The sequence below is a fragment of the Streptomyces sp. NPDC050287 genome (genome assembly GCF_044459385.1).
In the GTDB taxonomy this organism is placed as follows: Bacteria; Actinomycetota; Actinomycetes; order Streptomycetales; family Streptomycetaceae; genus Streptomyces.
This window is the reverse complement of sequence record NZ_JBITIY010000025.1, coordinates 1-25,903: the sequence shown is the minus strand read 5'-3', so window position 1 is coordinate 25,903 and position 25,903 is coordinate 1. Positions and strand designations below refer to the sequence as shown.

At 68.4% G+C, this 25,903-nt stretch carries 26 protein-coding genes and 3 pseudogenes; 13 read left to right on the top strand and 16 right to left on the bottom strand.

The features are described 5' to 3' along the window. Position 1: 1 nt before the first annotated feature. The 5 genes from ACIBK3_RS44835 to solA (ACIBK3_RS44815) all read right to left on the bottom strand — a co-directional run bounded on the left by ACIBK3_RS44835 (position 2) and on the right by solA (ACIBK3_RS44815) (position 4,817). Positions 2-958: an ABC transporter substrate-binding protein gene (locus tag ACIBK3_RS44835; protein ID WP_399374293.1), complete on the bottom strand. Its 957-nt coding sequence runs from the start codon at positions 956-958 to the stop codon at positions 2-4. 122 nt (positions 959-1,080) lie between these two features. Beyond that, positions 1,081-1,407: a hypothetical protein gene (locus ACIBK3_RS44830; protein ID WP_399374291.1), complete on the bottom strand. Its 327-nt coding sequence runs from the start codon at positions 1,405-1,407 to the stop codon at positions 1,081-1,083. Between the two features lie 106 nt (positions 1,408-1,513). Then, entirely contained in the window at positions 1,514-2,485 is a 972-nt protein-coding gene (locus ACIBK3_RS44825; RefSeq protein ID WP_399374289.1) for a succinylglutamate desuccinylase/aspartoacylase family protein, read from the bottom strand. A 17-nt stretch (positions 2,486-2,502) separates the two neighbouring features. After that, a complete protein-coding gene (gene solA, locus ACIBK3_RS44820; RefSeq protein WP_399374288.1) occupies positions 2,503-3,639 on the bottom strand; it encodes an N-methyl-L-tryptophan oxidase in 1,137 nt (378 codons plus the stop codon). Between the two features lie 41 nt (positions 3,640-3,680). Next, positions 3,681-4,817: an N-methyl-L-tryptophan oxidase gene (gene solA, locus ACIBK3_RS44815; protein ID WP_399374287.1), complete on the bottom strand. Its 1,137-nt coding sequence runs from the start codon at positions 4,815-4,817 to the stop codon at positions 3,681-3,683. 827 nt (positions 4,818-5,644) lie between these two features. On the opposite strand from solA (ACIBK3_RS44815), the gene ACIBK3_RS44810 reads away from it, so the two are divergent. The 5 genes from ACIBK3_RS44810 (at position 5,645) to ACIBK3_RS44790 (ending at position 11,861) form a co-directional block, all read left to right on the top strand. Beyond that, positions 5,645-7,156, top strand: a complete 1,512-nt coding sequence (locus tag ACIBK3_RS44810; protein ID WP_399374286.1) for a homoserine dehydrogenase — start codon at positions 5,645-5,647, stop codon at positions 7,154-7,156. 57 nt (positions 7,157-7,213) lie between these two features. Next, on the top strand, positions 7,214-8,563 hold the full coding sequence (locus ACIBK3_RS44805) for an aspartate aminotransferase family protein (protein ID WP_399374285.1): 1,350 nt from the start codon (positions 7,214-7,216) through the stop codon (positions 8,561-8,563). 114 nt (positions 8,564-8,677) lie between these two features. Further along, positions 8,678-9,670, top strand: a complete 993-nt coding sequence (locus ACIBK3_RS44800; protein ID WP_399374283.1) for a phosphotransferase — start codon at positions 8,678-8,680, stop codon at positions 9,668-9,670. Between the two features lie 135 nt (positions 9,671-9,805). Next, positions 9,806-10,471 carry a haloacid dehalogenase type II gene (locus tag ACIBK3_RS44795; protein ID WP_399374281.1) on the top strand — a complete coding sequence of 222 codons (666 nt, stop codon included), beginning with the start codon at positions 9,806-9,808 and terminating at the stop codon, positions 10,469-10,471. A 217-nt stretch (positions 10,472-10,688) separates the two neighbouring features. Next, entirely contained in the window at positions 10,689-11,861 is a 1,173-nt protein-coding gene (locus ACIBK3_RS44790; RefSeq protein ID WP_399374279.1) for an ROK family protein, read from the top strand. A 137-nt stretch (positions 11,862-11,998) separates the two neighbouring features. Here ACIBK3_RS44790 and ACIBK3_RS44785 read toward each other — a convergent pair whose 3' ends face one another. Beyond that, complete coding sequence (locus ACIBK3_RS44785) at positions 11,999-12,112, bottom strand: Mu transposase domain-containing protein (protein WP_399374278.1); 114 nt, start codon at positions 12,110-12,112, stop codon at positions 11,999-12,001. Between the two features lie 272 nt (positions 12,113-12,384). On the opposite strand from ACIBK3_RS44785, the gene ACIBK3_RS44780 reads away from it, so the two are divergent. Continuing rightward, positions 12,385-12,519: a hypothetical protein gene (locus tag ACIBK3_RS44780; RefSeq protein WP_399374276.1), complete on the top strand. Its 135-nt coding sequence runs from the start codon at positions 12,385-12,387 to the stop codon at positions 12,517-12,519. A gap of 134 nt (positions 12,520-12,653) precedes the next feature. Here ACIBK3_RS44780 and ACIBK3_RS44775 read toward each other — a convergent pair whose 3' ends face one another. Next, positions 12,654-13,115, bottom strand: a complete 462-nt coding sequence (locus tag ACIBK3_RS44775; protein ID WP_399374275.1) for an Lrp/AsnC family transcriptional regulator — start codon at positions 13,113-13,115, stop codon at positions 12,654-12,656. Positions 13,116-13,745: 630 nt separating this feature from the next. On the opposite strand from ACIBK3_RS44775, the gene ACIBK3_RS44770 reads away from it, so the two are divergent. Continuing rightward, positions 13,746-14,492 (top strand): IclR family transcriptional regulator, encoded by a 747-nt coding sequence (locus tag ACIBK3_RS44770; RefSeq protein WP_399374339.1) that lies wholly within the window; start codon positions 13,746-13,748, stop codon positions 14,490-14,492. Between the two features lie 369 nt (positions 14,493-14,861). Further along, entirely contained in the window at positions 14,862-15,605 is a 744-nt protein-coding gene (locus ACIBK3_RS44765; RefSeq protein ID WP_399374338.1) for an IclR family transcriptional regulator, read from the top strand. A gap of 37 nt (positions 15,606-15,642) precedes the next feature. Here ACIBK3_RS44765 and ACIBK3_RS44760 read toward each other — a convergent pair. Then, positions 15,643-15,843 (bottom strand): annotated as a pseudogene (locus ACIBK3_RS44760) (aldehyde dehydrogenase family protein); the annotation flags it as partial. A 44-nt stretch (positions 15,844-15,887) separates the two neighbouring features. Further along, positions 15,888-16,706 (bottom strand): DUF6192 family protein, encoded by an 819-nt coding sequence (locus ACIBK3_RS44755; RefSeq protein ID WP_399374274.1) that lies wholly within the window; start codon positions 16,704-16,706, stop codon positions 15,888-15,890. Positions 16,707-16,771: 65 nt separating this feature from the next. Between ACIBK3_RS44755 and ACIBK3_RS44750 the strand changes: the two are divergent. Next, positions 16,772-16,879, top strand: a pseudogene (locus tag ACIBK3_RS44750) (IS5/IS1182 family transposase); the annotation flags it as partial. A 142-nt stretch (positions 16,880-17,021) separates the two neighbouring features. On the opposite strand, the gene ACIBK3_RS44745 reads toward ACIBK3_RS44750, so the two are convergent. Then, entirely contained in the window at positions 17,022-18,176 is a 1,155-nt protein-coding gene (locus ACIBK3_RS44745; protein ID WP_399374273.1) for a serine hydrolase domain-containing protein, read from the bottom strand. 409 nt (positions 18,177-18,585) lie between these two features. Here ACIBK3_RS44745 and ACIBK3_RS44740 point away from each other — a divergent pair, with 409 nt between their 5' ends. Beyond that, positions 18,586-19,644: an NAD(P)/FAD-dependent oxidoreductase gene (locus ACIBK3_RS44740; protein WP_399374272.1), complete on the top strand. Its 1,059-nt coding sequence runs from the start codon at positions 18,586-18,588 to the stop codon at positions 19,642-19,644. Between the two features lie 37 nt (positions 19,645-19,681). Here ACIBK3_RS44740 and ACIBK3_RS44735 read toward each other — a convergent pair whose 3' ends face one another. Then, complete coding sequence (locus ACIBK3_RS44735; RefSeq protein WP_399374270.1) at positions 19,682-20,257, bottom strand: XRE family transcriptional regulator; 576 nt, start codon at positions 20,255-20,257, stop codon at positions 19,682-19,684. A 138-nt stretch (positions 20,258-20,395) separates the two neighbouring features. Here ACIBK3_RS44735 and ACIBK3_RS44730 point away from each other — a divergent pair, with 138 nt between their 5' ends. Beyond that, positions 20,396-21,928, top strand: a complete 1,533-nt coding sequence (locus ACIBK3_RS44730; RefSeq protein WP_399374336.1) for an MFS transporter — start codon at positions 20,396-20,398, stop codon at positions 21,926-21,928. Further along, positions 21,925-22,263 carry a hypothetical protein gene (locus ACIBK3_RS44725; protein ID WP_399374345.1) on the top strand — a complete coding sequence of 113 codons (339 nt, stop codon included), beginning with the start codon at positions 21,925-21,927 and terminating at the stop codon, positions 22,261-22,263. Before ACIBK3_RS44730 ends, ACIBK3_RS44725 begins: the two co-directional genes overlap by 4 nt. Positions 22,264-22,430: 167 nt before the next feature. On the opposite strand, the pseudogene ACIBK3_RS44720 reads toward ACIBK3_RS44725, so the two are convergent. After that, positions 22,431-22,592, bottom strand: a pseudogene (locus tag ACIBK3_RS44720) (hypothetical protein); the annotation flags it as partial. Continuing rightward, on the bottom strand, positions 22,513-22,896 hold the full coding sequence (locus ACIBK3_RS44715) for a helix-turn-helix domain-containing protein (protein ID WP_399374268.1): 384 nt from the start codon (positions 22,894-22,896) through the stop codon (positions 22,513-22,515). The gene ACIBK3_RS44715 and the pseudogene ACIBK3_RS44720, both read right to left, overlap by 80 nt. A gap of 173 nt (positions 22,897-23,069) precedes the next feature. On the opposite strand from ACIBK3_RS44715, the gene ACIBK3_RS44710 reads away from it, so the two are divergent. Beyond that, positions 23,070-23,972 carry an alpha/beta hydrolase gene (locus ACIBK3_RS44710; RefSeq protein ID WP_399374266.1) on the top strand — a complete coding sequence of 301 codons (903 nt, stop codon included), beginning with the start codon at positions 23,070-23,072 and terminating at the stop codon, positions 23,970-23,972. On the opposite strand, the gene ACIBK3_RS44705 is transcribed toward ACIBK3_RS44710, so the two are convergent. From ACIBK3_RS44705 to ACIBK3_RS44695, 3 genes are all read right to left on the bottom strand, one after another. After that, on the bottom strand, positions 23,863-24,438 hold the full coding sequence (locus tag ACIBK3_RS44705; RefSeq protein WP_399374265.1) for a transposase: 576 nt from the start codon (positions 24,436-24,438) through the stop codon (positions 23,863-23,865). The two genes, ACIBK3_RS44710 and ACIBK3_RS44705, sit on opposite strands and share 110 nt — an antisense overlap. 9 nt (positions 24,439-24,447) lie before the next feature. Continuing rightward, a complete protein-coding gene (locus tag ACIBK3_RS44700; RefSeq protein ID WP_399374264.1) occupies positions 24,448-24,846 on the bottom strand; it encodes a hypothetical protein in 399 nt (132 codons plus the stop codon). Positions 24,847-25,080: 234 nt separating this feature from the next. Beyond that, entirely contained in the window at positions 25,081-25,530 is a 450-nt protein-coding gene (locus ACIBK3_RS44695; RefSeq protein WP_399374263.1) for a helix-turn-helix domain-containing protein, read from the bottom strand. Positions 25,531-25,903 lie beyond the last annotated feature (373 nt).

Here is a 25,903-nt window from a genome sequence, read left to right as displayed (position 1 = left end):
GTCAGTCCTGCGGGACGGCCATGGCCGCGGTCTTGATCCCGAGGCCCTCAAAACCCCAGCGGCCCAGCGCCTGGGCGTACTGGGGGCTGTCGATGATGGACTGGATGGCGGCCTTCACCGCGGGAGTCAGCGCAGAGTTCTTCTTCAGCGCGACGGTCACGGTCTTGGTCGCCACCAGGGGCTTGAGGACCTCGAACGTCCTGGGCTGCTGGCTGGCCGCCCACTGCAGCCCGGTGAAGTCGTACATCACCGCGTCGATCCGCTTGGACACCAGCTGGGTCAGCGCGTCGTTCACGCTGGGCAGCGTCACCGCCTTGATGGCCGGCTTGCCCTTGCTCGTACAGTCCTGCTTGGACAGCAGGGGCAGCCACTGCAGCTCCGCGGTACTGCCCGACTGGACAGAGACACGGTGCCCGCACAGCGTGTGGGTGCTCAGGTTCTGCGGGTTGCCGTAGGGGACGGACACCCCGGTGCCGGCCTTGAAGTAGTCGACCATGTCGAGCACCTGCAGCCGCTCCGTGGTGGCACCCATGGTGGAGGCGGTGAAGTCGTACCGGTCGGCCTGCAGGCCGGTGATGATGGTGTCGAACTTGATGTTGTTGATCTGCAGCTTCAGGCCGAGCTTGGCGGCGATCAGCCGGGAGAAGTCCGGGTTGAACCCGATCGCGGTCTTGTTGTCCGACGCCATGAACGAGGTGGGCGGGCTGGTCAGGTCCATGGCCACCGCTATCGTGCCCCTGGCCTTCACCGCCGCGGGCAACAGCTTCACCGCCGCCGCGTCCGGCTTCACACCCACCGAGATGTCATCGGTGTGCTCGGCCGACGAGCCCGAACCTGCGCCCTGCGCCGTACTCTTCGACCCCACGCTCTGCGCGGCCCCGCCCGCCCCGCACGCGCCGAGCGCGAGAGCCAAGGCAGTCGTGACGATCGGAACGCTCAAATATCTACTGACTCGCATGGTTGTGCTCCTTATCGAAAGGGAAAGCGCGCTGAGAGCCGCTCAGGTCCCGGATGGGTGGCTGTTTCGAACTGGCTTGGGCAATCGGGAACACATCAGACTGGGCGTGCGGGCATCGGGGGTCACCGGATGCGGTCCAGCTTCTCCGGGCCGTCCTGGTCCGCGTGCTTGACGAGTTCCTTCATCGAGTTGGTGATGAGGTCGAACTGAGGTGGGCTTTGCTTGATCTGGGGCGGCATCTGGGTGCCCTCGGTGTTGCTCACCTTGACGTTGATGCCGGTTTCCTGGGTGGACGGCGTGTGGATCGCATTCTGGAGGGCCTCGCCGTAGGTGCCGCCGCCCTTGCTTCCACTGGACGAGGTGCGGCTGGTGCCGGTGCCGCAGGCGTCGATCGAGGGCACGGCGGCGAGGGCCGCCAGGCCGCCCGCTCCGCGCAGAAGCGCTACCACTGATCATGGGATTACTCATGACAAATCTCCTGGAAGTAGTGCAATGCACAGTGGGGGCCGGCTCGGTGGGGCAGGGGGGCGTTTCAGTGGGCGGGCATGCGGCTCGTCAGTGGTGGGGGGTGGCGATGGCGGCGAGGTGCGTGCCGGGGCGGACGGAGAGCCCGTTCATGTTGTAGATGATCGTTCCGGTGGAGACGGCGGCGACCTTGTGCTCGGTGCCGTCGACCGGGTCGATGATGCGGCCGATGGTCTGTCCCTCGGTCACTTCCTCGCCGGTGATCGCGTCCGGATACCACAGGCCTGCGACCGTAGACTCGGCCTCGCCTGTCCAGATCCAGTCGTGCGGCTGCACGGTCACCGGTGCGAGGTCCTGCGGGGCCTCGAGGACGCCGAGGTGGTGCAGAAGCCGGTACAGGCCGTCGAGCAGCCTGCGCACGGTGGAGGAGTCGCGGTCGCCGAGCTGCCCGGTCTCGATGAGGATCGCGGGGACACCCTGCCGGTTCGCCGCGGCGTGGCTGTTGCCGCCGTCCGGGCTGGTGCCGAAGATGACCCGCTCGTATCCGACCGCGTGAGCCATCGCCTTGTTCTTCGCGTCGAGCTCGTCGTCGCCGGTCAGGCGGTAGCCGACGAAGTCGAGCAGGTGCTGGTCGATGCCGCCGCTGTGCAGGTCCACGTAGGCGTCGGAGCCGGTGATCAGGTGCTCGAACAGCCAGGCCGCCATCCGGTCGGTGGGGCCACCGTCCTTGTCGCCGGGGAAGACGCGGTTGATGTTGACGCCGTCCAGCGGGGAGATGTTGAGCCGTCCGCCGTAGACGGCCGGCGGATTGGCCACGGGGCAGATCACCAGCTGGCCGGCGATCTCGTCCGCTTCCAGCAGCCCGGCCAGGCGGGTGGTGGCGTCGACGGGGATGAACTCGCCGCCGTGGACGCCACCGGTGATCACGACCCTCGGGCCGGGACGGGACCCGTTGACGAGGATCAGGGGGACGTCCACCGTCGTGCTGCCCAGGTCGGCGGGCAGGCTCCCGCGGGTCTTCTGGCCGGGCTCAGCGCTCAGCGGGCCAATGGTCAGGGTCATGTCTTGCCTCGTTCAGCTCAGGCCGCGGTGCGGCCGTTTGTGGTGATGAAGTCGATCGGCTGGGAGGTGTGGCCCTTAAGGGCGAGGTCCGCGGCGATGTCGCCCATGGCGGGCGAGAGCTTGAAGCCCTGGCCGGAGAAGCCGGCCAGCAAGACGATGTCGTCGCAGCCCGGCAGGGGGCCGACCAGCGGCCGGGTGCTGTCGGTGTAGCCCTCCATGAAGACGGACAGGCGCACCGGATCGGGATTGAGGCCGGGCAGGTGGCGCCGCACCACCTCCGTGAAGGTCTCCAGCTCCTCCGGTGCGACGGTCCGGTTCAGCAGGTTCGGGTCGTCCACAGGCTTGTGATGGGCCTGGGACAGGCCGAGCTTGACGGCCTGGCCGTCCGGAGACGGGATGCCGTAGAAGGGGAGGTCGCCCCGGCGGATGAAGGCGGGCCGCTCCGCGTCCGCCGGGTGGTCCTCGTGGGGCAGGAACCATGCGCTGATCGCGCGGTGGACGCTCACCTCCCACGGGAGGCCGGGCAGCAGGTCGCCCACCCACGGGCCGGGGGTGACGACTGCGGCGTCGAAGCGCTCCGTGTCGGTGTCGGTGCGGATCTCCACGCCTCCCCCGGCGACGGGAGTGACCTCCCGCACCGGGGTGTAGCGGCGGATCCGGGCGCCCAGCTCTTCGGCGCGACGGGCCGCGGTCTGGACCGTCAGCTCGGGGCGGACGAAGCCCGCGTGGCGGTCGAGGACCACCAGGTCTGCGTCGTCGACGTGGAACTGCGGGAAGCGCTTGGCCATCGCCTCGGTGTCGAGCACCTCGTGGTCGAGGCCGTGCTCGGCGATGACGTCCATGACCGTACGCATCTCGGGGTGGTCGGCCGGCCCCATGACCAGGGCTCCCGTCAGGCGGCGCAGTTCCCGGCCGGTCTCCGCCTGCAGCTGCTTCCAGAGGGCGTCGGCGTGCCGGACGAGCGGCACATAGCGGCTGTCGTCGGTCTGCACGCTGCGGAAGACCCGGGTCTCACCGCCCGCGGCGCTGCGGTCGTGGCCGGGGGCGAACCGGTCGTAGGCGACGACTTCGGCGCCCCGGGCCGCGAGCCGCCAGGCGGCCTGGCTGCCCACCGTGCCGGTACCGACGACGGCGACCCGTTTCCTCGTGGCCATGTGGTTCTCCTTGCCGGATGTGAAGGGTGGTCGGGGCGGGGTCAGGCCGCGGTGCGGTCCAGGGTGGAGACGAAGTCGATGGGCTGGGGCGAGGAGCCGTCCAGCGCGAGGTCGGCGGCGATGTCGCCGAAGGCTGGGGAGAGCTTGAAGCCGTGGCCGGAGAAGCCGGCGAGCAGGATGACGTTCTCGGTGCCGGGCAGCGGGCCGACCAATGGCCGGGTGCTGTCGGTGTAGCCCTCCATGTAGACGGCCAGGCGGGTCGGGTCGGGGCTGAGGTCCGGAATGTAGCGGCCGATCAGGTCGGCGTAGATCTCCAACTCCTCCGGCTGCACCGTCCGGTCCAGCTGGTTCGGGTCGCCGGCGGGCTTGTGCAGGGCCTGGGAGAGGCCGAGCTTGACGGAGACGCCGTCCGGGGAGGGCAGGCCGTAGCAGTGGGTGGGGGAGGTGCGGATGAAGGCGGGACGCTCCTCGCCGAACCAGGCGTCGGTGGTGGGCACGAACCAGGCGCTGACCACGCGGCGGATCTGCACCTCCCACGGCAGGCCGGGCAGCAGGTCGTTGATCCAGGGGCCCGGGGTGACCACGGCAGCGTCGAATCGCTCGCTGCCGGCGTCGGTGCGGACTTCCACCCCGCCGCTCACCGGTGTGATCTCCCGTATCGGCGTGTAGCGGTGGATCACGGCGCCCAGCTGCTCCGCGCGCCGGGCGGCGGTCTGGACGGTCAGCTCAGGGCGGATGAGACCGGCGCGGCGGTCGAGCACTGCCACGTCGCCGTCCTCGAGCCGGTACTGCGGGAAGCGCTTGGCCAGCGACTCGGCGTCCAGGACCTCGTGGTCGAGGCCGTGCTCGGCGATGGACCGAAGGACGGTGGCCATCTGCTGCTGCTCAGTCGGCCCCATGAGCAGGCACCCGGTCAGGCGGCGCAGTTCCCGGCCGGTCTCCTGCTGGAGCTGCTCCCACAGGGAGTCGGCGTGCTTCAGGAGCGGGACGTACCGCGAATCCTCGAAGTGCGCGCTGCGGAAGATCCGGGACTCACCGCCGGCGGCACTGCGGTCGTGGCCCGGGGCGTAGCGGTCGTAGCCGACGACCTCGGCGCCGCGGGCCGCCAGCCGCCAGGCGGCCTGGCTGCCCATCGTTCCCACGCCGACTACGGCGACGCGCTTCCTGGCAGCTGACACAGGACTTTCCTTTCGTATCGCCGGGGCGCATGCTGGCCCCCCGACGCGAGCTGTCGATTCGAGGCGGTTTGGACGGGGCCAGGACCTTTTGGAAGCCCCCGGCTCGCAACCGTCGCACTCCGAGTACCGGCTCAGTTCTGTGGCCCCGAGCCGTTCCACAATGTAGAACGACGTGCTGGAATATGGCACAGAGAATGGCAGTGGCTCGGAGGGGAGTCAAGGGGGTGCCGGACAGAAATTCCGAGGATCAACGGGAGGAAACCGGTTGGAAACGCAGAGCGTTACCAGGTCGCCGCGCGCCCTGGAGGCGGTCAACGCCGGGCGCAGCGCATCGCGGCACCTGTCCTGGATGGCAACGGATTACTCCGGTCTGCGTAGCCGTCTCGATGCCCGACCCCCGCTTCGATCCCGCCGGGCTGGCCGAGTTGGGGACGCCTGGTGACGGACACCGCGTCGGAGATCACCGCCCACCACCTGGGCTGAGGGGAGCCGGGGCGGGCAGGCACCCTGCCCCGCAAGCGCATCCCCGCCCAGGGCAGACAGTCACGACGCAGAGTCACCACTCGCCCGCCGGGCGGGGCAGGCATCGACCGGTGGACATCGACCCGGCACATCTGAAGGTCGTCGTGCAGCGGTGGTGCCTGTCGTGCGGGCTGACCCACAGGGGCAGGTGCGTGTCGCCGGATCCGGGAGGAAGCGAATCGTCATGAGACCGGCGCAGATCGGCATGCCATGTGGTCGTTGCGGCAGGGAGCGCGTGACATGCCGGACAGCAAGGCTCTGAGCAGCCGCCCCGTGAAGGCGGCGGACTGCGAAGGAGCGATCTCATGGGCCGATACGATCTCGCCCTCATCGGATTCGGCGGTGTCAATCGCGCGCTTGCCGAGCTCATATCCCAGAGCGGGGAGCGCCTGGCCAAGGAGCTGGGCTTCGCCCTGCGGGTGGTGGCGATCACCGATCTGCGGGCCGGTTCCCTGGTGGACACCGACGGCATCGATCTGGCGCCGCTGCTGGCCGCCGAGCCCGGGGAGCTGAGCTTCGAGGCCCTTGCCGGCGGCAGCGCAGATCCGCGCAACGAGTGGGTGGTCCGCGAGGTCCCGGCCGATATCATCGTGGAGGCGACGTTCACCAACCCCACCGACGGCGAGCCCGCCCTCTCCCATGTGCGTTGGGCCCTGGAATCGGGCAAGCAGGTGTGCACCACCAACAAGGGACCCGTCGCACTCGCCGGCCGCGCACTGAAGCAGCTCGCTGCCGAGCATGGTGTCAGCTTCGAGTTCGAGGGCTCGGTACTCAGCGGCACCCCCATCCTGCGCACCGCCCAGCGCATGTTCGGCGGCCTGGAGATCACAGGCGTCCAGGGCATCATGAACGGCACCTCGAACTACATCCTCGGCCGACTCGAAGAAGGCATCGAGCTTTCGGCGGCCATTGCGGAAGCCCAGGAGCTCGGGTACGCCGAAGCCGACCCCACCGCCGACATCGAGGGCCACGACGTCCAGCTCAAGGTCATGATCCTGGCCAACGAGGTCCTCGGCGCCGACCTGCGTCGCGAGGACGTCTTCTGCGAGGGCATCTCCGCGATCACCCCCCAAGAGGTGCAGGACGCCGCCTCCAAGGGGCTGCGCTGGAAGCTGGTCGGCTCCGCCACCCGCCACGAGGACGGCAGCGTCGACGCCCGCGTCGCCCCCCTCGCCCTGCCCGCCCAGCACCCGCTCGCCGGGATCTCCGGCCCGGTCAACGCGGTCGCCTTCCACACCGACCTCCTCGGCGTGTCTGACACCGTCGTGCCCCAGAGCATCGAACTCGGCACCGACACGACGCCCGTGCACAACCCCTACACCGGCGAGGTCATCGCCTCGGTGCCCACCGTCGACGCAGGCGCCGTCGGCAGCATCCTGCAGCAGGCCAGGTGCGGGCGCCGCACCGCGGCCGCGCTGTCCCGCGCCGCCAGGGCCGCGGTCCTGGAACGCGCCGCCCGCCTGATCGAGCGGCGCGCCGAGTCCTTCGCTCAGCTGATCGTCAGCGAGGCCGGCAAGACCATCACCCAGGCCCGCAAGGAAGTCGGCCGCGCGGTCAACACCCTGTCCCTGTCAGCGGCCGAGGCACGGCGCAACGCCGGCGAGGTCATCCCCTTCGACTCCCATGAGGGCTCGGAGAAGCGGCAGGGCTGGTTCACCCGCGAGCCGCTGGGCATCATCGCCGCCATCACTCCGTTCAACGACCCCCTCAACCTGGTCGCACTCCTGGCCACCCGCAGCGGGCAGTCTCCGCCGTCACAAGGGTTGCCGCTCCCGCGCGAGAGGGATAAGTTTCAGGCTGGAACTGAAACAAACTAGCATCTGCGACCGAAGCGGCCGGAACGAGATGCAAGCCACGAAGGAGGGGGTCCACTGATGACTTCCACGCCGAATCGAGCGCTGGCCAACTACCCCAACAGGTTCGACCCCGCAGCGCTCGGTGGCCTGCCTGAGCGATTGCGGTCGACGGTCAAGCGGCGAAACAACGTGCTGGGTCCTGGTTATGCGCTGAACTACCGGGAGCCGGTCGAGTTCGTCTCCGGCCGAGGCGCTCACCTGTTCGACCGGGGTGGCAACGACTACCTTGACGCCTACAACAATGTGCCGTGCGTCGGTCACGCGCACCCGCACGTTGTCGAGGCCGTGTCCCGCCAGATGGCGGCGGTCAACACGAACACGCGCTATGTGCAGGAATCACTCGTCGACTACGCCGAACGCCTTCTCGCCACCATGCCCGAAGCGCTCTCGAGGGTCAGCTTTGCGTGCAGCGGGTCGGAGGCGAACGACCTGGCCATACGCGTGGCTCGCTTCCACACGGGCGGCGAGGGAATCGTGGTGACTCGCTGGGCTTACCACGGTCTTACTCGCGAGGTTGCGAGCTTCTCGCCGACGCTCGGCGCGGGCTCACCGCTCGGGCCGAATGTGCGTCTCATCGATGCTCCTGATCCGCGACTCGTCCCGCCGGGTTCGTCGCTTCCCGACTACATGCGAAGTCAGGTGCGCGGCGCGATCAACGACCTTGAGCGCCACGGCTACAGGCTTGCGGCGCTGATCACCGACTGCGCGCACTCCAGCGACGGTATCTTCACCGATCCCGTTGGTTACCTGCGGGACATGGTCGAGGAGGTGCACGCAGCGGGCGGCGTGTACATCGCCGACGAGGTCCAGTCGGGATTCGCCCGGCTCGGAGAGTCGATGTGGGGGTTCAGCCGCCACGGGGTGCTTCCGGACATCGTCACGATGGGCAAGCCCATGGGGAACGGCATGCCGATCTCCGGCGTGGTGTTCAGGCCCGAGGTGTGCGACGAGTTCGGACAGAATGTCCGTTACTTCAACACCTTTGCGGGCAGTTCGATCGCGGTTGCCGCCGGTGCCGCGGTTCTGGACGTCTTCGAAGCGGAGGATATGCAGCAGCGAGTTCTCGACAACGGCAGGGCGCTTCGAGCCGGCCTTGAGGAGATCACTCGCGAGTCTCCCTACGTCGCGGAGGTCCGCGGCAGTGGTCTGTACGTGGGCGTCGAACTCGTGAAGGACCGGGAGTCGCTGGAGCCAGATCGTGTCCGCGCCGACCACGTCATCAACGACATGCGCGAGCGTCGCGTCCTCATCAGCGGCACCGGGGAAGCAGTCAATGTGCTCAAGATCCGACCGCCGCTGGCCTTCGACTCGGACGACGTGACGCGATTCCTCGAGACCTTCGCGGAGATCGCCGAGATGCGCCTGTAGCAGGCCGAAAGCCGAAGGGACTGAACGGTGAACACCTCGCCCCCCGCACGTATCGCCCAGCAGTTGTTTGAGGAGAGCGGCCTGGCATCTTCCCACGAGCCCATCGAGACGAACGTGGTGGACACCCTCCTTGCCCGGCACTACCGGCTGAGCGGACATCTCGAGCGGCTGGCAACCGAGAAGGACGACACGTTCCGGCTGCGGACCGGCACGGCCGACCATCTCGTCAAGGTTTCCCCGCCTGACGAGGCGGTAGCTGTCGTAGCTCTGCAGACGGCCGTGATGCGCCACCTCGAAACCGGAGCTCCTCATCTCCCCGTCCAGCGGGTCAAGGAGACCACCGAAGGCGGCGACAACGTACCGATCGAGACGAAAGACGGTGGGGTGCGAGTCCTCCGCGTCTTCGACTTCGTCGAAGGTGCCGTCCTGGCACGGACGAACCCCGATCCCCACCAGCTCGCCCGGGTCGGGCAGATGCTCGGGCGAGTGGATCTGGCTCTGCGGTCATTCAGGCATCCCGCTGACGAGCGGCGCCTTGTGTGGGACCTTCGACACTTCGACCAGCTGCGGGAGCTCATCGAGTACACACCCAGCGCCGCGCACCGTCGGCTGGCACAAGAAGTGTTCCGTCTCTTCCGCGAGGCCATCGTTCCGAGGCTGGGTGATCTTGAGACCCAAGTGATCCATGGTGACTACAGCCCCTACAACGTCCTGGTGGATCCGCGGACAGACAGCTTCGTCACCGCAGTGATCGACTTCGGCGACAGCATGCGCAGTGCTTTGATCTTCGATCCTGCCGTGTCTCTCGCGAACCTTCTCGGCCGGACACCGCGGGATCCCTGGCGTGAGGCATGCAGCTTCGTCGCGGGATACGAGCGGGCCCGGCCGATCAAGGACACCGAACTCCCGCTCCTGCCTGTCGCCGCGCTGGCACGCCTCACACTTCGCGCGCTGGTCACCCATTGGCGCGCGGACCGAGTGCCGGAGCGTCGCGACTACCTGCTCGAGCATGCCAGAGACGACTGGGTCAACGTGGAGCGGGCCATGGCCGTCGCCCTGGAGGAGGTCGTGGCCCGCTTGCTGAGTATCCGCCATGACACGCCTTGAGTGGCGCCACTGAGGCGACACTCGTCGGCTTCCGACACGGCCGACTTGGCCGCACTCGACGAGATCGTCACCCGGGCGACCGCATTGCCTGAACCCCGCCCTTCTCACCATCACTCTGAATCGAGGCTGAACACCATGCGAGAGATCGTCACCTTCGACGCCTATGCAACCTTGATCAACTTCGAGCTCGGCCCCACGACCCTCAAGGTCCTCGAGGACCGGCTGAACCTGGACAACCTGGACGTCGACGAGTTCCTCGACGACTTCCGCGTCATGCGCTTCCAGGCCGTCCTGGAGGCCTACCGCCCCTACCACGAGATCCTGCACTCCAGCCTGCGCAACGCCATGCGCCTGCACGGCCTGGAGTACCGCGAGTCCGACGGCGACGCCCTCGTGGAGGCCGTTCCCACCTTCGGCCCCTTCCCGGAGGTCCCGGACGCGCTGCGCGCCCTGAAGACCAGGTACGAGATCGCCATCATCTCCAACAGCGACGACAACCTGATCGCGCGGAACGTGGAGAACATCGGCGTCGACTTCGACTACGTCATCACCGCCCAGCAGGCCGGCGCCTACAAGCCGGACCGTCAGACCTTCGAGCACGCCTTCAAGACCATGGGCGTCGAGCCCTCGCAGGTCATCCACACCGCGCAGGGCTGGGAGTACGACCACATCCCCACCCGCGACCTCGGCCTGAAGCGCCGGGTGTGGATCAACCGCTACGGCCGCCCCGGCAGCGCCGACTACCAGCCCTACGACGAGCTGCCCGACCTGTCGGGCCTGCCGAAACTCCTCGGCTGCTGACCCAGGCCGACACAGGATGGAGAACACAGAGCCGAGCGCTGCGAACCCGCCTCCAGCAGAAGACGGCCACGAGGTTCTCCCCTGAGAGGAGCAGGCGGATTTCAACAGAAGCGCAGGCGAGTAAAGGATCAGCGTCTTCGCCGACGCCCACGGACAGTCGGCGAGTCCGGTAGAGACCACTGGTTCGGGCTGCGTATGGTCTCGCTAAGGTCATGAGGTGAGCAGCATCAATCCCACACCCCGCGACTACAACAAGGCACGTGTCCTTGACGTGGTTCTCTCCCATGCGCCGTTGACCCGGAACAAGCTCATTGAGCTCACGGGGTTGAGCAAGGCGACAGTGTCGCGGGCCGTCGAGGAACTGCGCTCTGACGGGTTCGTCGTGGACGGGGGCGTCGACGCCGTCGTCGGGCGGGGCCGTCCGTCGACGTACCTCGATGTGCCCGAGTCGGCTGGACACGTCGTGGGGGTCGGCTTCGGCGCCGTGACCACCGGCGTGCTGGTGACCGACCTACGCGGCCGTGAGATCGGACACGTGATCGTTCCGACGGCCGAGCACCACGACGTCCCCGCTGCCGGCCAGTGGCTGGTCGATCTGATCGCGCAGACCAGCGCCTCCGCACGAGGGCCACTGCGCCAGGTCGTCGCGGCACTGCCCGCCCATGTCCGCGACGGCGCCGAGGTCTTTCGGCCCGCTGATCCGATGAAAATCTTCTCCGGCGGAGACCTCCACCGAACCGTCGAACAGCTCGTCGGTGCTCCAGTGTCCTTCGACAGTGACGCGAACGCGTCCTTGCTCCAGGTGCTCACGGACGACCCGAGCATCCATGACGCTGCCCTGCTCAGCGTCAGCAGCACCTTGAATTTCGCCACCTGCAGGGACCGGGAACTGGCTCGGGGACGTACTCCTGCGTTCGGCGATATCGGTTCCCTCTCCTCGGGCATCAACGACCGCACACTCAACGGGCTGCTGAGCACTGCAGGGCTTGTGAAGCTCGCTCGTGAACACGGACTGGACATCGAACGCGTCGAGGACCTGTGGATGGCACCTCAGGACCATCGGGCCCGTGCGGAGATACTCAAGGCGTTCACGACGGCGGTCACGACCGCTGTGAGCATCGTCGCCGTGACACTCGATCCCGAATCCGTCTACTTCGTCGGCCGGTTGTACCCCTTGGTGGACGAGGTGCTCCCCGAGGTACGCAAGCGACTCGAACAAACCTTGTCGGCCGTCCCCCGGATCACGACCGTCTCCCAGGTTCTGGGACTCTCGGTAGCACGCGGCGCGATGCACGCCTGCCTGGCCATGACCCACAACCGCCTACGGGAGGCGCTGCTCAAGGCACGCAGTCAGGGACCGCGGCAGGAGCAAGCTGCGCCGGCATTCTGATCCAGACTGCGAGCATGAGGAGCAGGAGCGCCGTCGCGACAAGGGGAACAGATCGCCTCATCACCTACGGAACTCAAGCCCAACCCTGCGCACTTCCTGGCGCATCGCCTGCCTGGCTTCGGCGTGCTCGAGATCGGTCAGGGTCTGGGGCCGGGCCAGCAGCGGGCATGCTGGGCGACGATCTCGTCGCCGGAGGTGAGCACGACGACCTGCTCGCTGTCGGTCAGCACGGTGACCTGGTGGCCGATCACGGCGAACTCGGATGTCGGGCGGCCGCGGCCGTCGATGACCTCGTTGTCCCAGACCAGCCTAGGGGAGCATGGGCCGCGAGGGCGTGCGCTTGGCCTTCGAGGAGATGACCCAGCCCAAGGTCGTCTGCGTCAACCACATCAGTGAAGTGGTCCAATGACCGTATTTCGTACCGAGCGCGACCCCCTGGGCGAACTCACTGTGCCGGCCGATACCTACTGGCCGATCCGCACCACCGGGGCTCCGGAGAACTTCCAGGTCGACGGGCATTCCGATGGCCGTCCGTCCCGCCCCCGGTGCAGGCGCCGGCCACGGCCACGGCCACGGGTTGATCACGGTGGCCGAGGAGCACGGGCAACTCCAGCTCAGCGCCTTCGAGTCGCTGATCGGACACCTGCTGGTGGGATGACTGAACCTGGCTTCGCACATCGGCTGCGCGGCCGCCGCCCGGATCGCGGAACAGGCCTTCGCGCCGGGGCGGACGTTGGTGGACCCCGTGGTCCAGGGGCGGGCTGCTGGACAGAGAGGAGGCGATGGCGCGACTCATGCCGGTGCCGTTGAACTCGGCCTTGCTCGCGGGCGGTTGGCGACGCTGGACAGGGTGAGCGCGGTGACCGTGTCTCGTACGCCGGGCATCTTGGCGATGTCTTCCCAGATTCCCCGTATGCGTTCCAGCGAGGCCGCCTCCAAGCGCACCACGATGTCGAAGTCGCCGCTGAGGATCTCGCAGATGACGACCTCGGGGACGCGTTTGAGCGCGGCCAGGACGTCGCCGCCGCGCATGCGGTCCTGGCGGTAGACGAGTACGAGCGCCGAGACGACATTGCCGGTGTCGTCGCCGGCGCGGACGATGGTGTAGCCGGCGATGTGGCCCTGGCGCTCCAGCCGTTCGATGCGCTGGCGTACCGCGTTGCGGGACAGCAGCACCTTGCCGGCCAACTCGGAGTGCGAGATGCGGGCGTTGCGGGTCAGCTCGGCGATGATCTTCTCGTCGACGGCGTCCACGGTGGACCGTCTCCTTCGCGAATGAGTCGAGGTCGCATGCCCTCACGGCACGCTGGTCGCGGGTGTGCCGCCGTGAGAAGGGGAGCGGCCGGGGAACAGGAGTGAGGGGCCGGGACGGGACGCCTGGTGGCGGGTGTCCGCCCCGTCGCGTATGCCCGTGCCGGAGGTGAGGAGGGTGTCGGGTGGTGTGACCGTGGCCGGATTCCAGCGGACAGCGACGGCGAACTCCGGATAGCACAGGCCATGTGGCCTTGCGGGGTGCTCAGTGCGAACCGGTCATAGCCGACGACAGCAGATGCGGCGGGCCGCCAGGCGGCCTGGCTGCCCATGTTCCCGCGCCGACGATGCGACGCGCTTCCCGGCAGCCGACACAGGGCTTTCCTTTCGTATCGCCGGGGCGCATGCTGGGCCCCTGGGTGAGACCCTTCGATCCGAGACGGCTTGGGCGGGGGCCAAACTCTTCGGAGACCCTGCGGCTCGCAACCGTCACGTCTCGCCGTCCGGCCCACTTCTTCGCGACCCTCGAGTCATGCCACAATGAGGAACATCGTGCTATAATCTGGCACAGAGAATGGCAGTGCCTCGCAGGGGAGTCAAGAGGGTGTCCCGAAGGGGGAAACCGGGATGGAAATGAAGAGCGTCATCAGGTCGCTGCGCGTCCTGGAGGCGGTCGCCCAGCATCAGCCCGTGACGGTCGGGGAGTTGACGAAGATGTTCGGGCTCCCGAAGTCCACCGTGCAACGCACCCTCGTCACGCTGGCCGAGGCGGGCTGGCTGCGCGCGAACCGCAAGGACACCACGCGCTGGGAGATCGGCGCCCGCGTCTTGGCCGTACGGCCCGCCGCCCTCCAGGGCTCCAGCCTGTTCGCCGCCGCACGCGAGCCCATGATCCGCCTACGGGACGCGGTGAACGAGACCATCCATCTGTCGGTGCCGGACGCCCTCCAGTGCATGGTCGTCGTCGACCGCGTCGACTGCGACCACGCCGTACGCACCTTCCACGCCATCGGTGACACCTCACCCCTGCACGCCACCGCCGTCGGGCGCGCCGTCCTCGCTCATATGCCGAGGCGGGACGTGGAGGAACTCATCGCGGGGGGACTGGAGCGTTTCAGCGACACAACCACCGTCGACTCCGACGAGCTGCGCGCCGAGCTGGACCGGGTCCGCGCCGACGGATACGCGGTCAATCGCAACCAGTACCGGCCGGGCGTCTGCGCCGTCGCCGCGCCCGTCCTCGACGAGGACGGCACACCGCTGGCCGCCGTGGCCATCTCCATGCCCGAGGCCCGGTACCAGGCCGAACGCATACCCAAATGGGGCCGGCTCGTCGCCGACACAGCCGCAGAGATCACGCAGCGGCGCCTGGGCGTCTGATCACGAAGGGGGTATCCAGCCCCCTGCCGACGAGGGCCGGCTCGCACGCCGATGTGTGCGAGCCGGCCCTCGCTCCATGCTCCGGCGCAGCCACCGCCCTGCACCCGGCCGGGGGAGGGGCGGGCGCAGGGCGGCTGCACCACGCGGCACGGTAGGCGTGGTCAGGACACTACCGCTGTCCATCGCCGCGGGGTCTCGAACCCCCGTGGCTTCTCCAGGGGTCGGCCCGATCGCCGGGGGTCTCGAGATCCCGGAGTCATGCCATATTGTGGAGCATCGTGCTAGAATACGGCACGATGATGCCTGTGGCTCCGAGGGGGAGTCAAGAGGTGAGAACGCAATCACTGAACTGAGGGGCACCGGATGGAGATGAAGAGCGTCACCAGGTCGCTGCGGGTCCTGGAGGCGGTCGCCCAGCATCAGCCCGTGACGGTCGGGGAGTTGACGAAGATCTTCGGGCTCCCGAAGTCCACCGTGCAACGCACCCTCGTCACGCTGGCCGAGGCGGGCTGGCTGCGGGCGAACCGCAAGGACACCACGCGCTGGGAGATCGGCGCCCGTGTCTTGGCCGTACGGCCCGCCGCCCTCCAGGGCTCCAGCCTGTTCGCCGCCGCACGCGAGCCCATGATCCGCCTGCGGGACGCTCTGAACGAGACCATCCATCTGTCGGTGCCGGACGCCCTCCAGGGCATGGTCGTCGTCGACCGCGTCGACTGCGACCACGCCGTACGCACCTTCCACGCCATCGGTAACACCTCACCGCTACACGCCACCGCCGCCGGGCACGCCGTCCTCGCCCACCTGCCGAAGGCCGAGGTCGACGAGGTCGCCGCGGGCACGCTCGAGGGGTACGGCGAGACGACTATCACCGACCCCGTGCAGCTGCAGGCGGAGCTCCGCCGCGTCGCAGAGCGTGGTTACGCCGTCAACCACAACCAGTACCTTCAAGGTGTCTGCGCCATCGCGGCACCCGTGCTGGACGGGGACGGCGTACCGCTGGCCGCCGTTGCCGTGTCCCTGCCCGACTCCCGCTTCGAGCCCGGTCGGCTGCCCGAGCTGGGAAAGCTCGTGACCGACACCGCGGCGGAGATCACCGCACGCCACATGCGCTGAGGCGCGCCGGGGCGAGTGCCGGGCAGGGACACCGCCCTCACCGCACGGGCACGGCGAGGTACGGATACTCCAGGAACTCGTCGAATCCGACCATGCCGACCTCCAGGTGCTCGCTGACCCGCAGGGCGCGGCCCAGGCACTCGGCGAAGACCCAGCCGACGAGCCCCCACGAGGTGTCGTTGGCCCGGCGGATCACCTCGTCCTCGTCGTCGAAGGTGAGCATCGCGGCCACCGGACCTTCATTCCCCGACCCAACCCCCGACCACGAGACCCCGACCACGGTCACAGTCCAAGAACGACCTCGTGGTCGGGGCCACGGTCGGGCCCCAGGCCCCGACCATGCGACTGGCCGGATGGGGCTTTGGAGCCGTCCGCGCGAGCAGTCGAAAGATAAGCGATGGCCGGTCCGCAGCCGCATCTGCTGCTGCGGGGCGTGGTGGCGAACCACGCAAACGCGACGTCCGGACGGCGCAACAGGGTGGTCGCGGCGGTTGTTGCGACCGTCTCGTCGCGGGTGAACTCCTCCACCACCCGGACCTTGTCCTCCGCCGACACTTTGGCCGCCACCTGCGGACGCTTGAGGAAGTCGGTGGTCACCGCCGCGGCGACCTCCTCGTCCTGGGCCAGCGAGTGGATCGCGGTGGCCTTCTCCTGCGGCGTCACCGGCGTTTCGACCTGCTGCCCCACCCGCCGGTTCGCGTCGTCCGTCGTCCACCGGGGCTTCCCCTCCGGCAGCACCAGAACCGCCGCGAACCGCTCCGCGTCGTCCTCGATGTTCGCCAGCGACCGGTGGACGGTGTAGGACGCGATCTTGGGCTGCCGGTGTTCCTTCGGCCAGCGGGACGCCACCCACCTCGTGGTCTTCACCGTGGCGACGCTCAGCCCGATGTCGTCGGCCAGACGGGCCAGCGACTCCTCGACCGTCCACTCCGTCTCCCCGACCGGACCACCCCGCTGCCGCATCGGCTCAATCTCCAGAGCCCGGTCACCGATCGTGAACTGCCCGCGCGTCTGCTGCTCGACCACATCCCGCAGCTCGGCCACGATCTGCTCGTAACGGGACTGGCTGACGCTTCCGACCTTCTCGCTCTCGTCGGTCATGGTGTCCACCACCAACCGCGGGCCGGGGCACGGCACTTGGGGCTGTGACAGGACAGGGCCCGCTTGAACGGCTCGTCCAGCACTCCGAAACTTTGATCACCTGGGCTGCCATCACCCTCATGACCAGGCGCCTGGCGCGCAAAGGCGCCACCCCCAGCTGGCCGAGGAAACCGGCGTCTGCCGGGGTCTGACCGCCTACGTCCCTAGGGGTATCGCCGAGGCGAGCCCAAGAGGGGCCTGGGGCGAGGTGGTGCGCAACGTCCATCTGCGGCACCAGCGAACGTCGCGCCGAGCTCACCGCGACGACGCGTCCGCTCACCGGGTTCTGGGGCCCCCGGCACACAGTGCGTGGTCGATCAGGGCGCTGGCCGCGTTCTCCTGTTCCATTATGTGTTCCAGGGTGTCGCCGCGGGCTTCGGACATGGAGACCACGGCGCTTCGCCTGCCGTCGTCGGTGGCGCCGTTGAGGGTGATGTAGCCGCCGTCCCCTCCCTCGTGGCTCCAGTAGGTTCCTCCGCAGTTCAGGGGGCGTTCGACCAGGCCGAGTCCATATCGGCCGTCGGGCCACAGCTCTTGGACCTTTGCGCTCACCTCGACGGTCTGCTTCATCTTGGCCAGTTGCTGTGCCGGTAGCAGGCGGCCGTCGAGCAGCGCGCGGAGGAAGCGGTTCTCGTCCCGCGTGGTCGTGACCCACGAAAGGTTTTCGTAGTCCACCGGTATCTGGTCGGTGACGTCCACCCGGGAACCGGGGCCGAAGAGTTGGTAGGCCTGGGCGTGGGGCCGGGGCAGGGTGGACGAGGTGCCCATCCACCGGGTCTGGTCGAGGCCGAGCGGGCGCAGGATGCGGTCTTCGATCTCTCGGTGGGCGGGTCGACCGGTGGCCTTCTGGATGATCATGTCGAGCAGGACATAGCCGGTGTTGGAGTACGCCCAGCCCTCGCCGGGCTCGAAGTCCTCCGGCTTGTGAGCCATGGCGAGGCCGACCAGCTGCTTGGGTTCGTAGACGTTGTGGCGCTGCTGGTAGTACTCCTTCCGCGTGGTGTATCCGGGCAGGTCGTCGCGGATGCCGCTGGTGTGCTGGAGCAGGTGGCGGATGGAGATCTTGCTGCCGTCATTGCCGTTGCCTTGCACCACTCCGGGCAGCCATTGGTCGACGGTGTCGTCCAGGGACAGCCGGCCCTCGGCCTCCAGTTGGAGGACCACGGTGGCGACCAGCGTCTTGGACGTGCTGGCCATGCGGAAGTAACCGCCGGAAGAGACCGGGCGGCCGGTGGTCAGGTCGACGGTGCCGCTGGTGGCAACCGACTGCCGACCGTCAGGCCCAATGACGCGAGCCTGCACACCGCTGACACCGAGGGCGTGGATTCTTGCGGCATCCTGGCGTAACTGCTCCACGGCGGACGGGCCGGCAGACTGGGCGACAGCCGTGCCCGCCTCTGCGGCGAGCAGCGTAGCGACACCGATTGCCATGGCGAGGTGCCTTCGTAGAGTCGAGGTCATGGCCGAACGCTAGTTTCGCCCCAACGGGGACGCGATCCGGCGCACCCCAAGATCAGAACGGGGGATAACCCCCGGTGCGGGCCGTCACCGGTCTGGCGTTCACCTGCTGGGCGCGGTGTGACGGTTCTCAACCCAACCGGCACCGCCAGGGCACCCGGACGAGCCTCCCAGCAGGCCCGTTACGAACCATGGGATGAGAAACACGCACTGAATCATGGGGGCGCACGTACGTGTTGGCGGCCTCGGCTCAGGCAGGGCCGACACGAGGGCCGCCTGCTGCGACGTGCCGATCGGTTCGGGACGGAGCATACCGGCCGGTCCCTTGCCGAAACGGCATGACGCTTTGCCGTCGATCAGACTACTGGCGCACATTAGGGCCATGAATACAACGAATCTGGCGCAGTCGAATATGCAGCCCTGGGATGTCGTGATCATCGGCGGTGGCCCTGCGGGGCTGTCCGCGGCGCTGAGCCTTGGCCGGGTGCGCCGCTCGGTACTCGTGATCGACGCAGGCGAGCCGCGTAACGCCCCCGCCGTCCGTGTCGGCGCGCACGGCATCCTGGGCCGCGAGGGCATCTCACCGTTGGAGTTGCTGCGCCTGGGGCGGGAGGAGGTCTTGGCCTATGGCGTCCGCGTTGCGGACGCGCGGGTTGCTGATGCCCGCCGGGACGGTGACGGCTTCAGCGTGGTCACGGACGACGGTGAACAGGTGCGGGCGCGGCGTGTGCTGGTGACCACCGGCCTGACCGACGAACTGCCCGACGTGCCCGGCCTGGCCGAGCGGTGGGGACACGATGTCCTGCACTGCGTCTACTGCCACGGCTGGGAGGTGCGCGACACCGCTATCGGCGTGCTGGGCAGCTTCCACCAGGCTCTGTTGTTCCGCCAGATGTCCCATGATGTCACTCTCTTTCGCCACACCGGCACCGAGCTGAGCGATGAGCAGTGGGAGCAGCTGGCCGGCCTCGGAGTGGCCGTGGCGGACGGCGAGGTGACGGGCCTGCACATCGACGACGAAGACCGGCTGGCAGGCGTCCGGCTCGCCCCCGGCAATCTTGTCCCAGTGCGCAACCTGGTGGTCGCGCCCCGGTTCGTGGCGCGTGCCGCCTTCCTCGATGGGCTGGGGCTGAGCGTCCTCGAGCATCTCTCGGGTACGGGTGAGCAGGTCCGGGTCGATCCCTCGGGGTTCACCGGCGTCGAAGGGGTGTGGGCCGCGGGCAATGTCGCGGATGTGTTCGCCGGTGTGCCAGCGGCTGCGGCAGCGGGTGTTACGGCGGCGGCCGCGATGCACATGGACCTGCTGATGACGGATGCGAAGGTGGCCGCCGCCGCCCGGACGGTCGATGCCGGGCCGTTCAGCGGGGCGATGGAGGCGGAAGTCTCCCGCCGGGTCCTCGGCGCGCGCGTGCACGGTCTCGACGCGGGTCCGGAAGCCTGAAGCGCCCGCCAGCAGATCGTGCTACCGCCGGGAGGGGTCAGGTGGTGCGGGCCTTGAGGTGGGCCCGCTCTCCCTGGTGCCCGAACAGCACGAGCAGTTCCACGGTCTGGTCGTCGTCCGGGCCGAGCCAGTGCGGCACATGCGTGTCGAACTCGGCGGCTTCTCCGGCCTTGAGGACCGAGGTCTGATCGCCCAGGATCAGGCGTAGCCGCCCGGCCAGCACATACAACCACTCGAAGCCCTCATGGGTGCGCAGCTCCGGCTCGCGTCCCGATTTCGGCGGGATCAGCAGCTTGTGCGCCTGGACGCCGCCGGGATGGCTCAGCGGGATGTACGTCATGCCGTTGCGGTTCACCGGGCGCAGGTGGATGCGCGGGTCGCCGTTGCGCGGTGCGCCGACGAGCTGGTCCAAGGGGACATCGTAGAGCTCGGCAAGCGGGAGCAGCAGTTCCAGGGTCGGCTTACGCGACCCGCTCTCCAGGCGCGAGAGCGTGCTCTCGTTGACCCCGGTCTGTTCCGCCAGGTCGGCCAGAGTCAGGGATCTGCGGCGGCGCAGCTCCCGCAGCCGGGGTCCCACTGCTGACAGCACATCGTGTCGCCTCTGCTCGTCCATGAATCCAGGTTGCCAAAACAGCATCCAGCTTTGCAACTGCAGCAGGATCGCGTGCATCGTCATGAACGCGGGCCCGCACGCAGAGCGGCCCCTGACTACAACAACCCCAGCCCAGTTCAGGGCCTTGATTGGACAGTGATGACCGCATCGACCGATACGACGGGCCGAAGCCCTGCGCTCGACCCGCGGCGCTGGCTGGCGCTGACCGTGATCTCGGTGGCGACCCTGATGGTGGTGCTCGATGCCTCCATCATCAACATCGCCCTCCCGAAAGCCCAGGCCGACCTGGACATCAGCGACGCAAACCGGCAGTGGGCGGTCACTGCCTACGCACTGGCGTTCGGCGGTCTGCTGTTGCTGGGCGGGCGCGTTGTCGACTTCGTGGGCCGCAAGCGCACCTTCATGACCGGCTTGGTCGGCTTCGCCGTCGCCTCCATGGTGGCCGGTGTCGCGCCCAACGGCGCGACGCTGTTCGCGGGCCGCGCACTCCAGGGCGCCTTCGCCGCACTCCTCGCACCGGCCGCCCTGTCGTTGATCGCGGTCACCTTCACAGACGGCCGCGAGCGGGCCAAGGCGTTCGGCGTCTACGGAGCGCTGCAGGGTGCGGGCGGCGCTGTCGGCCTGATCGCCGGCGGGGTGCTGACCGAGTACACCAACTGGCGCTGGTGCCTGTTCGTCAACGCCCCCATCGCCCTGGCCGCCGCCCTGGCCGCGATCCCGACCGTCCGGGAAAGCCGCGCAGAAGGCGAACGCCGCTACGACATCCCCGGGGCCGTCCTGGTCACCACCGGTCTGGTCGCTCTGGTCTGGGGCTTCACCCACGCCGCCGAAGAGGGATGGTCCAGCGCACTGACCTGGATCCTGCTGGCCGCTGGACTGATCCTGCTCATCTCGTTCGTCGCCGTAGAAACCCGTACCAGCCACCCGCTGCTACCCCTGCGCGTCGTGCTGGACCGCGACCGCGGCGGCGCGTTCCTTGCCTCCCTGCTCATCGGAGCCGGCATGTTCGGGCTCATGCTGTTCTTGACCTACTACTTGCAGGTCAACCTCGGCTACCAGCCGCTCCACGCCGGACTGGCCTTCCTCCCCTTCAGCGCCGGCATCATCGCCGCCGCCACGTTCGGCGCTCCCCTGGTGCCCAAGATCGGCCCCAAGCGGCTGATGGCGTCTGGCATCACAGTCGCTCTCATCGGCACGCTGTGGCTGGTGATGGTCAAGGCCACCGGCGGCTACCTGCCCGTCGTCCTGCCCGCGATGATCCTTACCGGCCTTGGTCTGGGTGTCTTCTTCGTCGCCCTGCCAAACATCGCACTGGCGGGCATCAACACCTCCGATACAGGGGTGGCCAGCGCCGTGATCAGTACCACCCAGCAGGTCGGCGGCGCCATCGGTCCCGCACTGCTCAACACCCTCTACGTCTCCGCCCTCACCGGCTTCCTCACCGATCACGCCGGGCCCGTCACCCGGGCAGTCCGCCTGGACGGCTACGTGCACGGCTACCGCGTGGCGTTCATCGCCAGCACTGTCGCGTTCACTCTCGCGCTCGCCGCGGTCATCCTGCTGATCAAGAAGCACAGCGCCAGCGATGTCCCCACGACACCCCTGTCCACGTCGGCTGACCATGCCCCACCCACCGCCGAAAGAAAGCCCCTCAATGAGTATCGGCAGTGACTCCGCAGCCTTCTGGGAGAACCACTACGCCCGCCTGGACGACTTCCGCACACCCCTCGACATCGACCACGGAAAGGTACTGCGCCCGCGCGGCGGCGGCCGTCGCCCCCGGCGGACTGCTGATCATCGTGGAACACGCCTCCATCGCCCCCTGGTCCTGGCAAGCCGGCAAGGACGTGCACTTGCCCCGCCCGGACGAGGTACGGGCTTCACTGAAACTGGACGATTCCTGGACGGCCGAGCGCTGCCACGCCCCCCAACGCACCCCCACCGGACCCGAAGGACAGCAGGCCACCGTCACCGACAACGTCCTGGCCCTGCACCGCGCATCCTGACTCAACAGCAGGCCCTGGTGGCGTCGCACCGGGCGGCGCCACCAGGGCCTGCTCGCATGCTCAAGACGCCCCGGTACGGAGCGACCCACCGTCCGGCTGAACAAGCCCAGCACCTCGACAACTTCGCCCGTGCCGCTCACAAGGCTATGAGGCATACGCGTATCGAACTCGACGGCCTCACCGGAGCCAAGGGCTGCGACCTCATCGTCAAGCTTCAACAGCGCGCGCCCTCGCAGCACGAACAGCCGCTCATACCCCCGATGGCTGCGCTGCTCGACCTCCCGCAGCCCGCCCCCGGCCGGGCAACACCAGCTTGAACGCCAGCACATCACCCGTGTTGCGCGTCAGCGGCACATAGACGGCGCCGTCCCGGCGAAACGGCCGGAGATGAATGCGGGGATCTCCGACCGGCGGCGCACCGACAAGATCGTCCAGGGGAAGCCGGTACGCTGCGGACAAGGGAATCAACACCTCGAGAGACGGTCGGCGCTTGCCGGACGCCAACCGCGACAGCGTGCTCACCGACAACCCCGTGCGCTCGGCGACCTGCGCCGGCGTCAACCGACTCAACCGGCGCACCGCACGCAGCCGCGGACCGACTCCCTGCAGCAAGGCAACCAGGCGGTCGTCCACCGCAACTGCTTCCCAGGCTCTCGTCGATGACAGGCCAGTCTCGCCCTGTCCGTGGTCCAGGAGCCACCTCGCATGCTGTTTCGGCAACCCGCCTACGTGCTCCGAAGCAAGTAGTTGCGGTCTCCGCAAGAAACGTTGTCGGCAACCCGGCCCCGCAGGCACAGTCACCCACCATGAGCAATGAAACAAACGGCGTCGCCTCTCCACGGCAGTTCGTCGAGGACATGCTGCGCCAGTCCCCCCTCGACCTCGGGGGCGTCATACCGGAACAGCGCGAGATCTACCGGCAAATGATGCAGGGCCTGCCCGCGCCCCAAGAGGTCAGCACCGACAAGACCACGATCGGGGGCGTGCCAGTAGTCACCCACACACCGGCCAACGCCTCCGGCGACACAGTGCTGCTCTACCTGCACGGAGGCGCCTACACCTTCGGCTCAGCAAGCGACTCCGCCGCCCTGGTCTGCGCCATCGCCCGCCCCGCCCAGGCCACCGTCGTATCCGTCGACTACCGCCTCGCTCCCGAGCACCCCTACCCGGCCGCGCTCAACGACGTCATTCAGGTCTATCGCACTCTGCGTGGCGATCGCCGCTACGCCACCATCTGCATGGTCGGCGAGTCGGCGGGAGGAGGTCTCGTGCTCAGCACCCTGCTGGCACTCAAGGAGCAGCACCTGCCCCAGCCCGCCGCAGCCGTCGTCCTGTCGCCCTGGCTCGACCACACCTCCAACGACCGGCCGCCGAACGAAAACCAGGACCTCGTTCTTACCGCCGAGAGCCTCCGGATCCGCAGCCGCGACTATCTCGGCTCACCCAACGCCCTACCGACGGCAGTCGACACCCTCAACGCCGACCTGAGCGGACTGGCGCCCCTGCACATCCAGGCAGGCAGCAGCGAACTCCTCCTGACCGACGCGCTGCGGCTGGCGAGCCGGGCAGCAACCGCTCACGTGCCCGTCGAACTCCACGTCAGCACCCGCATGCAGCACGTCTTCCAGAACTTCCGCGGCCTGCTCCCCGAAGCGGACGCGGCCATCCGAGCAGCGGGCGACTTCCTGGCTGCGCACCGGCTGTCGTAGCGCACCTCGTGGTGAAGGTGACCGGGAAGAAGAGACCGATCGAGGTCGCCCTGCACCGGCACCCCCGGACGCGGTCCCAGGCGGTGACGACCCGGTGGCTGGCCGGCCAGTCGGAGTCGAGTTTGAGTTCGCGGCGTCGGGCGTGTTCGGTCAACTTCGCGGGGACATCGAGGAGTTCGTCTCGGATGGTAGTGGGTTCGGCCCTCGCGTGCTTGCCGTCCAGGGCGAGGAGCCGAAGCCAGGCGTGCAGGTCCATCGCCAGGGCGAGCAGGGTGCACCATGTCTGGTTGAAGGCGAACTTGAACGAGGGCAGCCGGGTGAGGGTGAGCGCTTTCGATCTTCTGATGCCGGACTCGACGTGGGCGTGAACGCGGTGCCGGGCGTCCAGCCACTGCAACTGGCGGCCGACCGTGTTGGTAGCGATCGCCTGGTAGCGGTACCCCCGTTTGATCTCGAAGGGCTTCAACTCCCGTGCTTACTTGGGGTGGACGGGCTCGCGGCGCACGATCACCCGCAGGCCCGGCGGCCAGCCGGTCAGGTCGAGCAGGTCGGTGATCTCGCCCAGGGCGGCGTCCGCGCGGGGCTTGCCCTTCGCATCCAGGGCCGGTGTCCACGCCGCCTCGGGGACCTTGGCCAGCGCCCTCCAGAAGTCCTCGTCGCGAGTCCAGCCGACCGAGTACTCCCAGGTGTTGGCCTTGCTGCCGCCGCCGCTGGTGATCCAGGCGAGCCACTCCTTTGTGGAGCAGGCGCCGTCGGCGCGGCAGAGGATCCTGCGCCTGCGGCGGGTGGGCAGCTGCCGGATCGCCTCCGTGCTGACGTCGAAGTGGTCGCTCGCGGTGTTCGCGTCGGCCGAGCCCGGGCGGAGCCGGCACACCAGGTGCTCGTCGGTGTTGTCCAGAACCTCAGCAGCGGGTGCACGTCGTAGCCCTTGCGGTGCGGTTCGGCCCCCTCCTTGTCGGAGTGGACCGGCACGAAGGAGGCGTCGATGTCCAGCACCGTCCAGCCGGTCAGCGGCCTGCCGCCCACGCGTATCCACGGGAAGCCGCCCGGGCGCAGGTCGAGCAGCTCGTGCACCGCTCCGTCACCAGTCTCAGCCTTCATCATGAATTCATGCGGCCGGGGCGAAGGCCCCGTGGCTGAGCTTCGTAGAAGGCTGAGTCGAGCGGGCGTACTCGGTGGGCGTCTGGCCGTAGCGCTTCTTGAAGGCTCGGATGAAGTGGCTGCTGTCCGCGAACTGCCAGTGAGCGGCCAGTTCGGAGACGCTCAAACGGCCGGACCGCGCGGTGAGAGCGAGCCGGGCCTCTTCCAGCCGGCGGTCGCGGATGTAGGCAGTCACCGACTCTCCCGTTTCGGCGAATGCCCGATGCAGGGTGCGTAGGGAGACGTTGAGCTCGCGCGCCAGCATTGCCGGAGATAGCTGGGGCTCGGCAAGTCGGCTGTCCGCGAGGTTCTTCGCGGCCTGGGCGAGCGCGGGGGCCAGCCGGGGTTCCACGTCGTCGAACCGACGCAGCGCCACCGCCTTGGTCAGCTCGATCAGGGTGCTGTGGGCGGCCTGCACACCGGCCGGGCTCGGCCTGGAACTCGACGTCCAGGTGGGGGTCGAATGCGTCCGGCCGTACCGTCAATTCCATCCTTTCGTGTTCAGGACACAAGAGACACCACATCTAGGGTGAAGCTCAGCGTGGAGGCCGGGCAGGCGCCCGAGGGGCCAGTGCCGGGATGGAGTCAGGGATCCTTCGACCAGTTGGTGCGGGGCCCCGTCGAGTGACCTGCGGGTCATCAGCGTGATGAGTGCCCAGGTCAGATGAGGCTGCTCACAGGTCACATCTCCCGGCCGTGAGTGCGGTGATGGCGCACTCGGCGGCGTGCCGTGCCGCGAGTGCGGAGGGGAAGGGTGCACTGCTGTGAGAGGCACGGTCGGCCGGTCCGCT

Excerpts from the sequence above, each read along its gene's own strand:
- ACIBK3_RS44835 (WP_399374293.1), bottom strand. The coding sequence starts at position 958 with ATGCGAGTCAGTAGATATTTGAGCGTTCCGATCGTCACGACTGCCTTG.
- ACIBK3_RS44825 (WP_399374289.1), bottom strand. The coding sequence starts at position 2,485 with ATGACCCTGACCATTGGCCCGCTGAGCGCTGAGCCCGGCCAGAAGACC.
- solA (WP_399374288.1), bottom strand. The coding sequence starts at position 3,639 with ATGGCCACGAGGAAACGGGTCGCCGTCGTCGGTACCGGCACGGTGGGC.
- ACIBK3_RS44810 (WP_399374286.1), top strand. The coding sequence starts at position 5,645 with ATGGGCCGATACGATCTCGCCCTCATCGGATTCGGCGGTGTCAATCGC.
- ACIBK3_RS44805 (WP_399374285.1), top strand. The coding sequence starts at position 7,214 with ATGACTTCCACGCCGAATCGAGCGCTGGCCAACTACCCCAACAGGTTC.
- ACIBK3_RS44795 (WP_399374281.1), top strand. The coding sequence starts at position 9,806 with ATGCGAGAGATCGTCACCTTCGACGCCTATGCAACCTTGATCAACTTC.
- ACIBK3_RS44780 (WP_399374276.1), top strand. The coding sequence starts at position 12,385 with ATGGCCGTCCGTCCCGCCCCCGGTGCAGGCGCCGGCCACGGCCACGGC.
- ACIBK3_RS44770 (WP_399374339.1), top strand. The coding sequence starts at position 13,746 with ATGAAGAGCGTCATCAGGTCGCTGCGCGTCCTGGAGGCGGTCGCCCAG.
- ACIBK3_RS44765 (WP_399374338.1), top strand. The coding sequence starts at position 14,862 with ATGAAGAGCGTCACCAGGTCGCTGCGGGTCCTGGAGGCGGTCGCCCAG.
- ACIBK3_RS44755 (WP_399374274.1), bottom strand. The coding sequence starts at position 16,706 with ATGACCGACGAGAGCGAGAAGGTCGGAAGCGTCAGCCAGTCCCGTTAC.
- ACIBK3_RS44745 (WP_399374273.1), bottom strand. The coding sequence starts at position 18,176 with ATGGCAATCGGTGTCGCTACGCTGCTCGCCGCAGAGGCGGGCACGGCT.
- ACIBK3_RS44740 (WP_399374272.1), top strand. The coding sequence starts at position 18,586 with ATGAATACAACGAATCTGGCGCAGTCGAATATGCAGCCCTGGGATGTC.
- ACIBK3_RS44735 (WP_399374270.1), bottom strand. The coding sequence starts at position 20,257 with ATGGACGAGCAGAGGCGACACGATGTGCTGTCAGCAGTGGGACCCCGG.
- ACIBK3_RS44730 (WP_399374336.1), top strand. The coding sequence starts at position 20,396 with ATGACCGCATCGACCGATACGACGGGCCGAAGCCCTGCGCTCGACCCG.
- ACIBK3_RS44710 (WP_399374266.1), top strand. The coding sequence starts at position 23,070 with ATGAGCAATGAAACAAACGGCGTCGCCTCTCCACGGCAGTTCGTCGAG.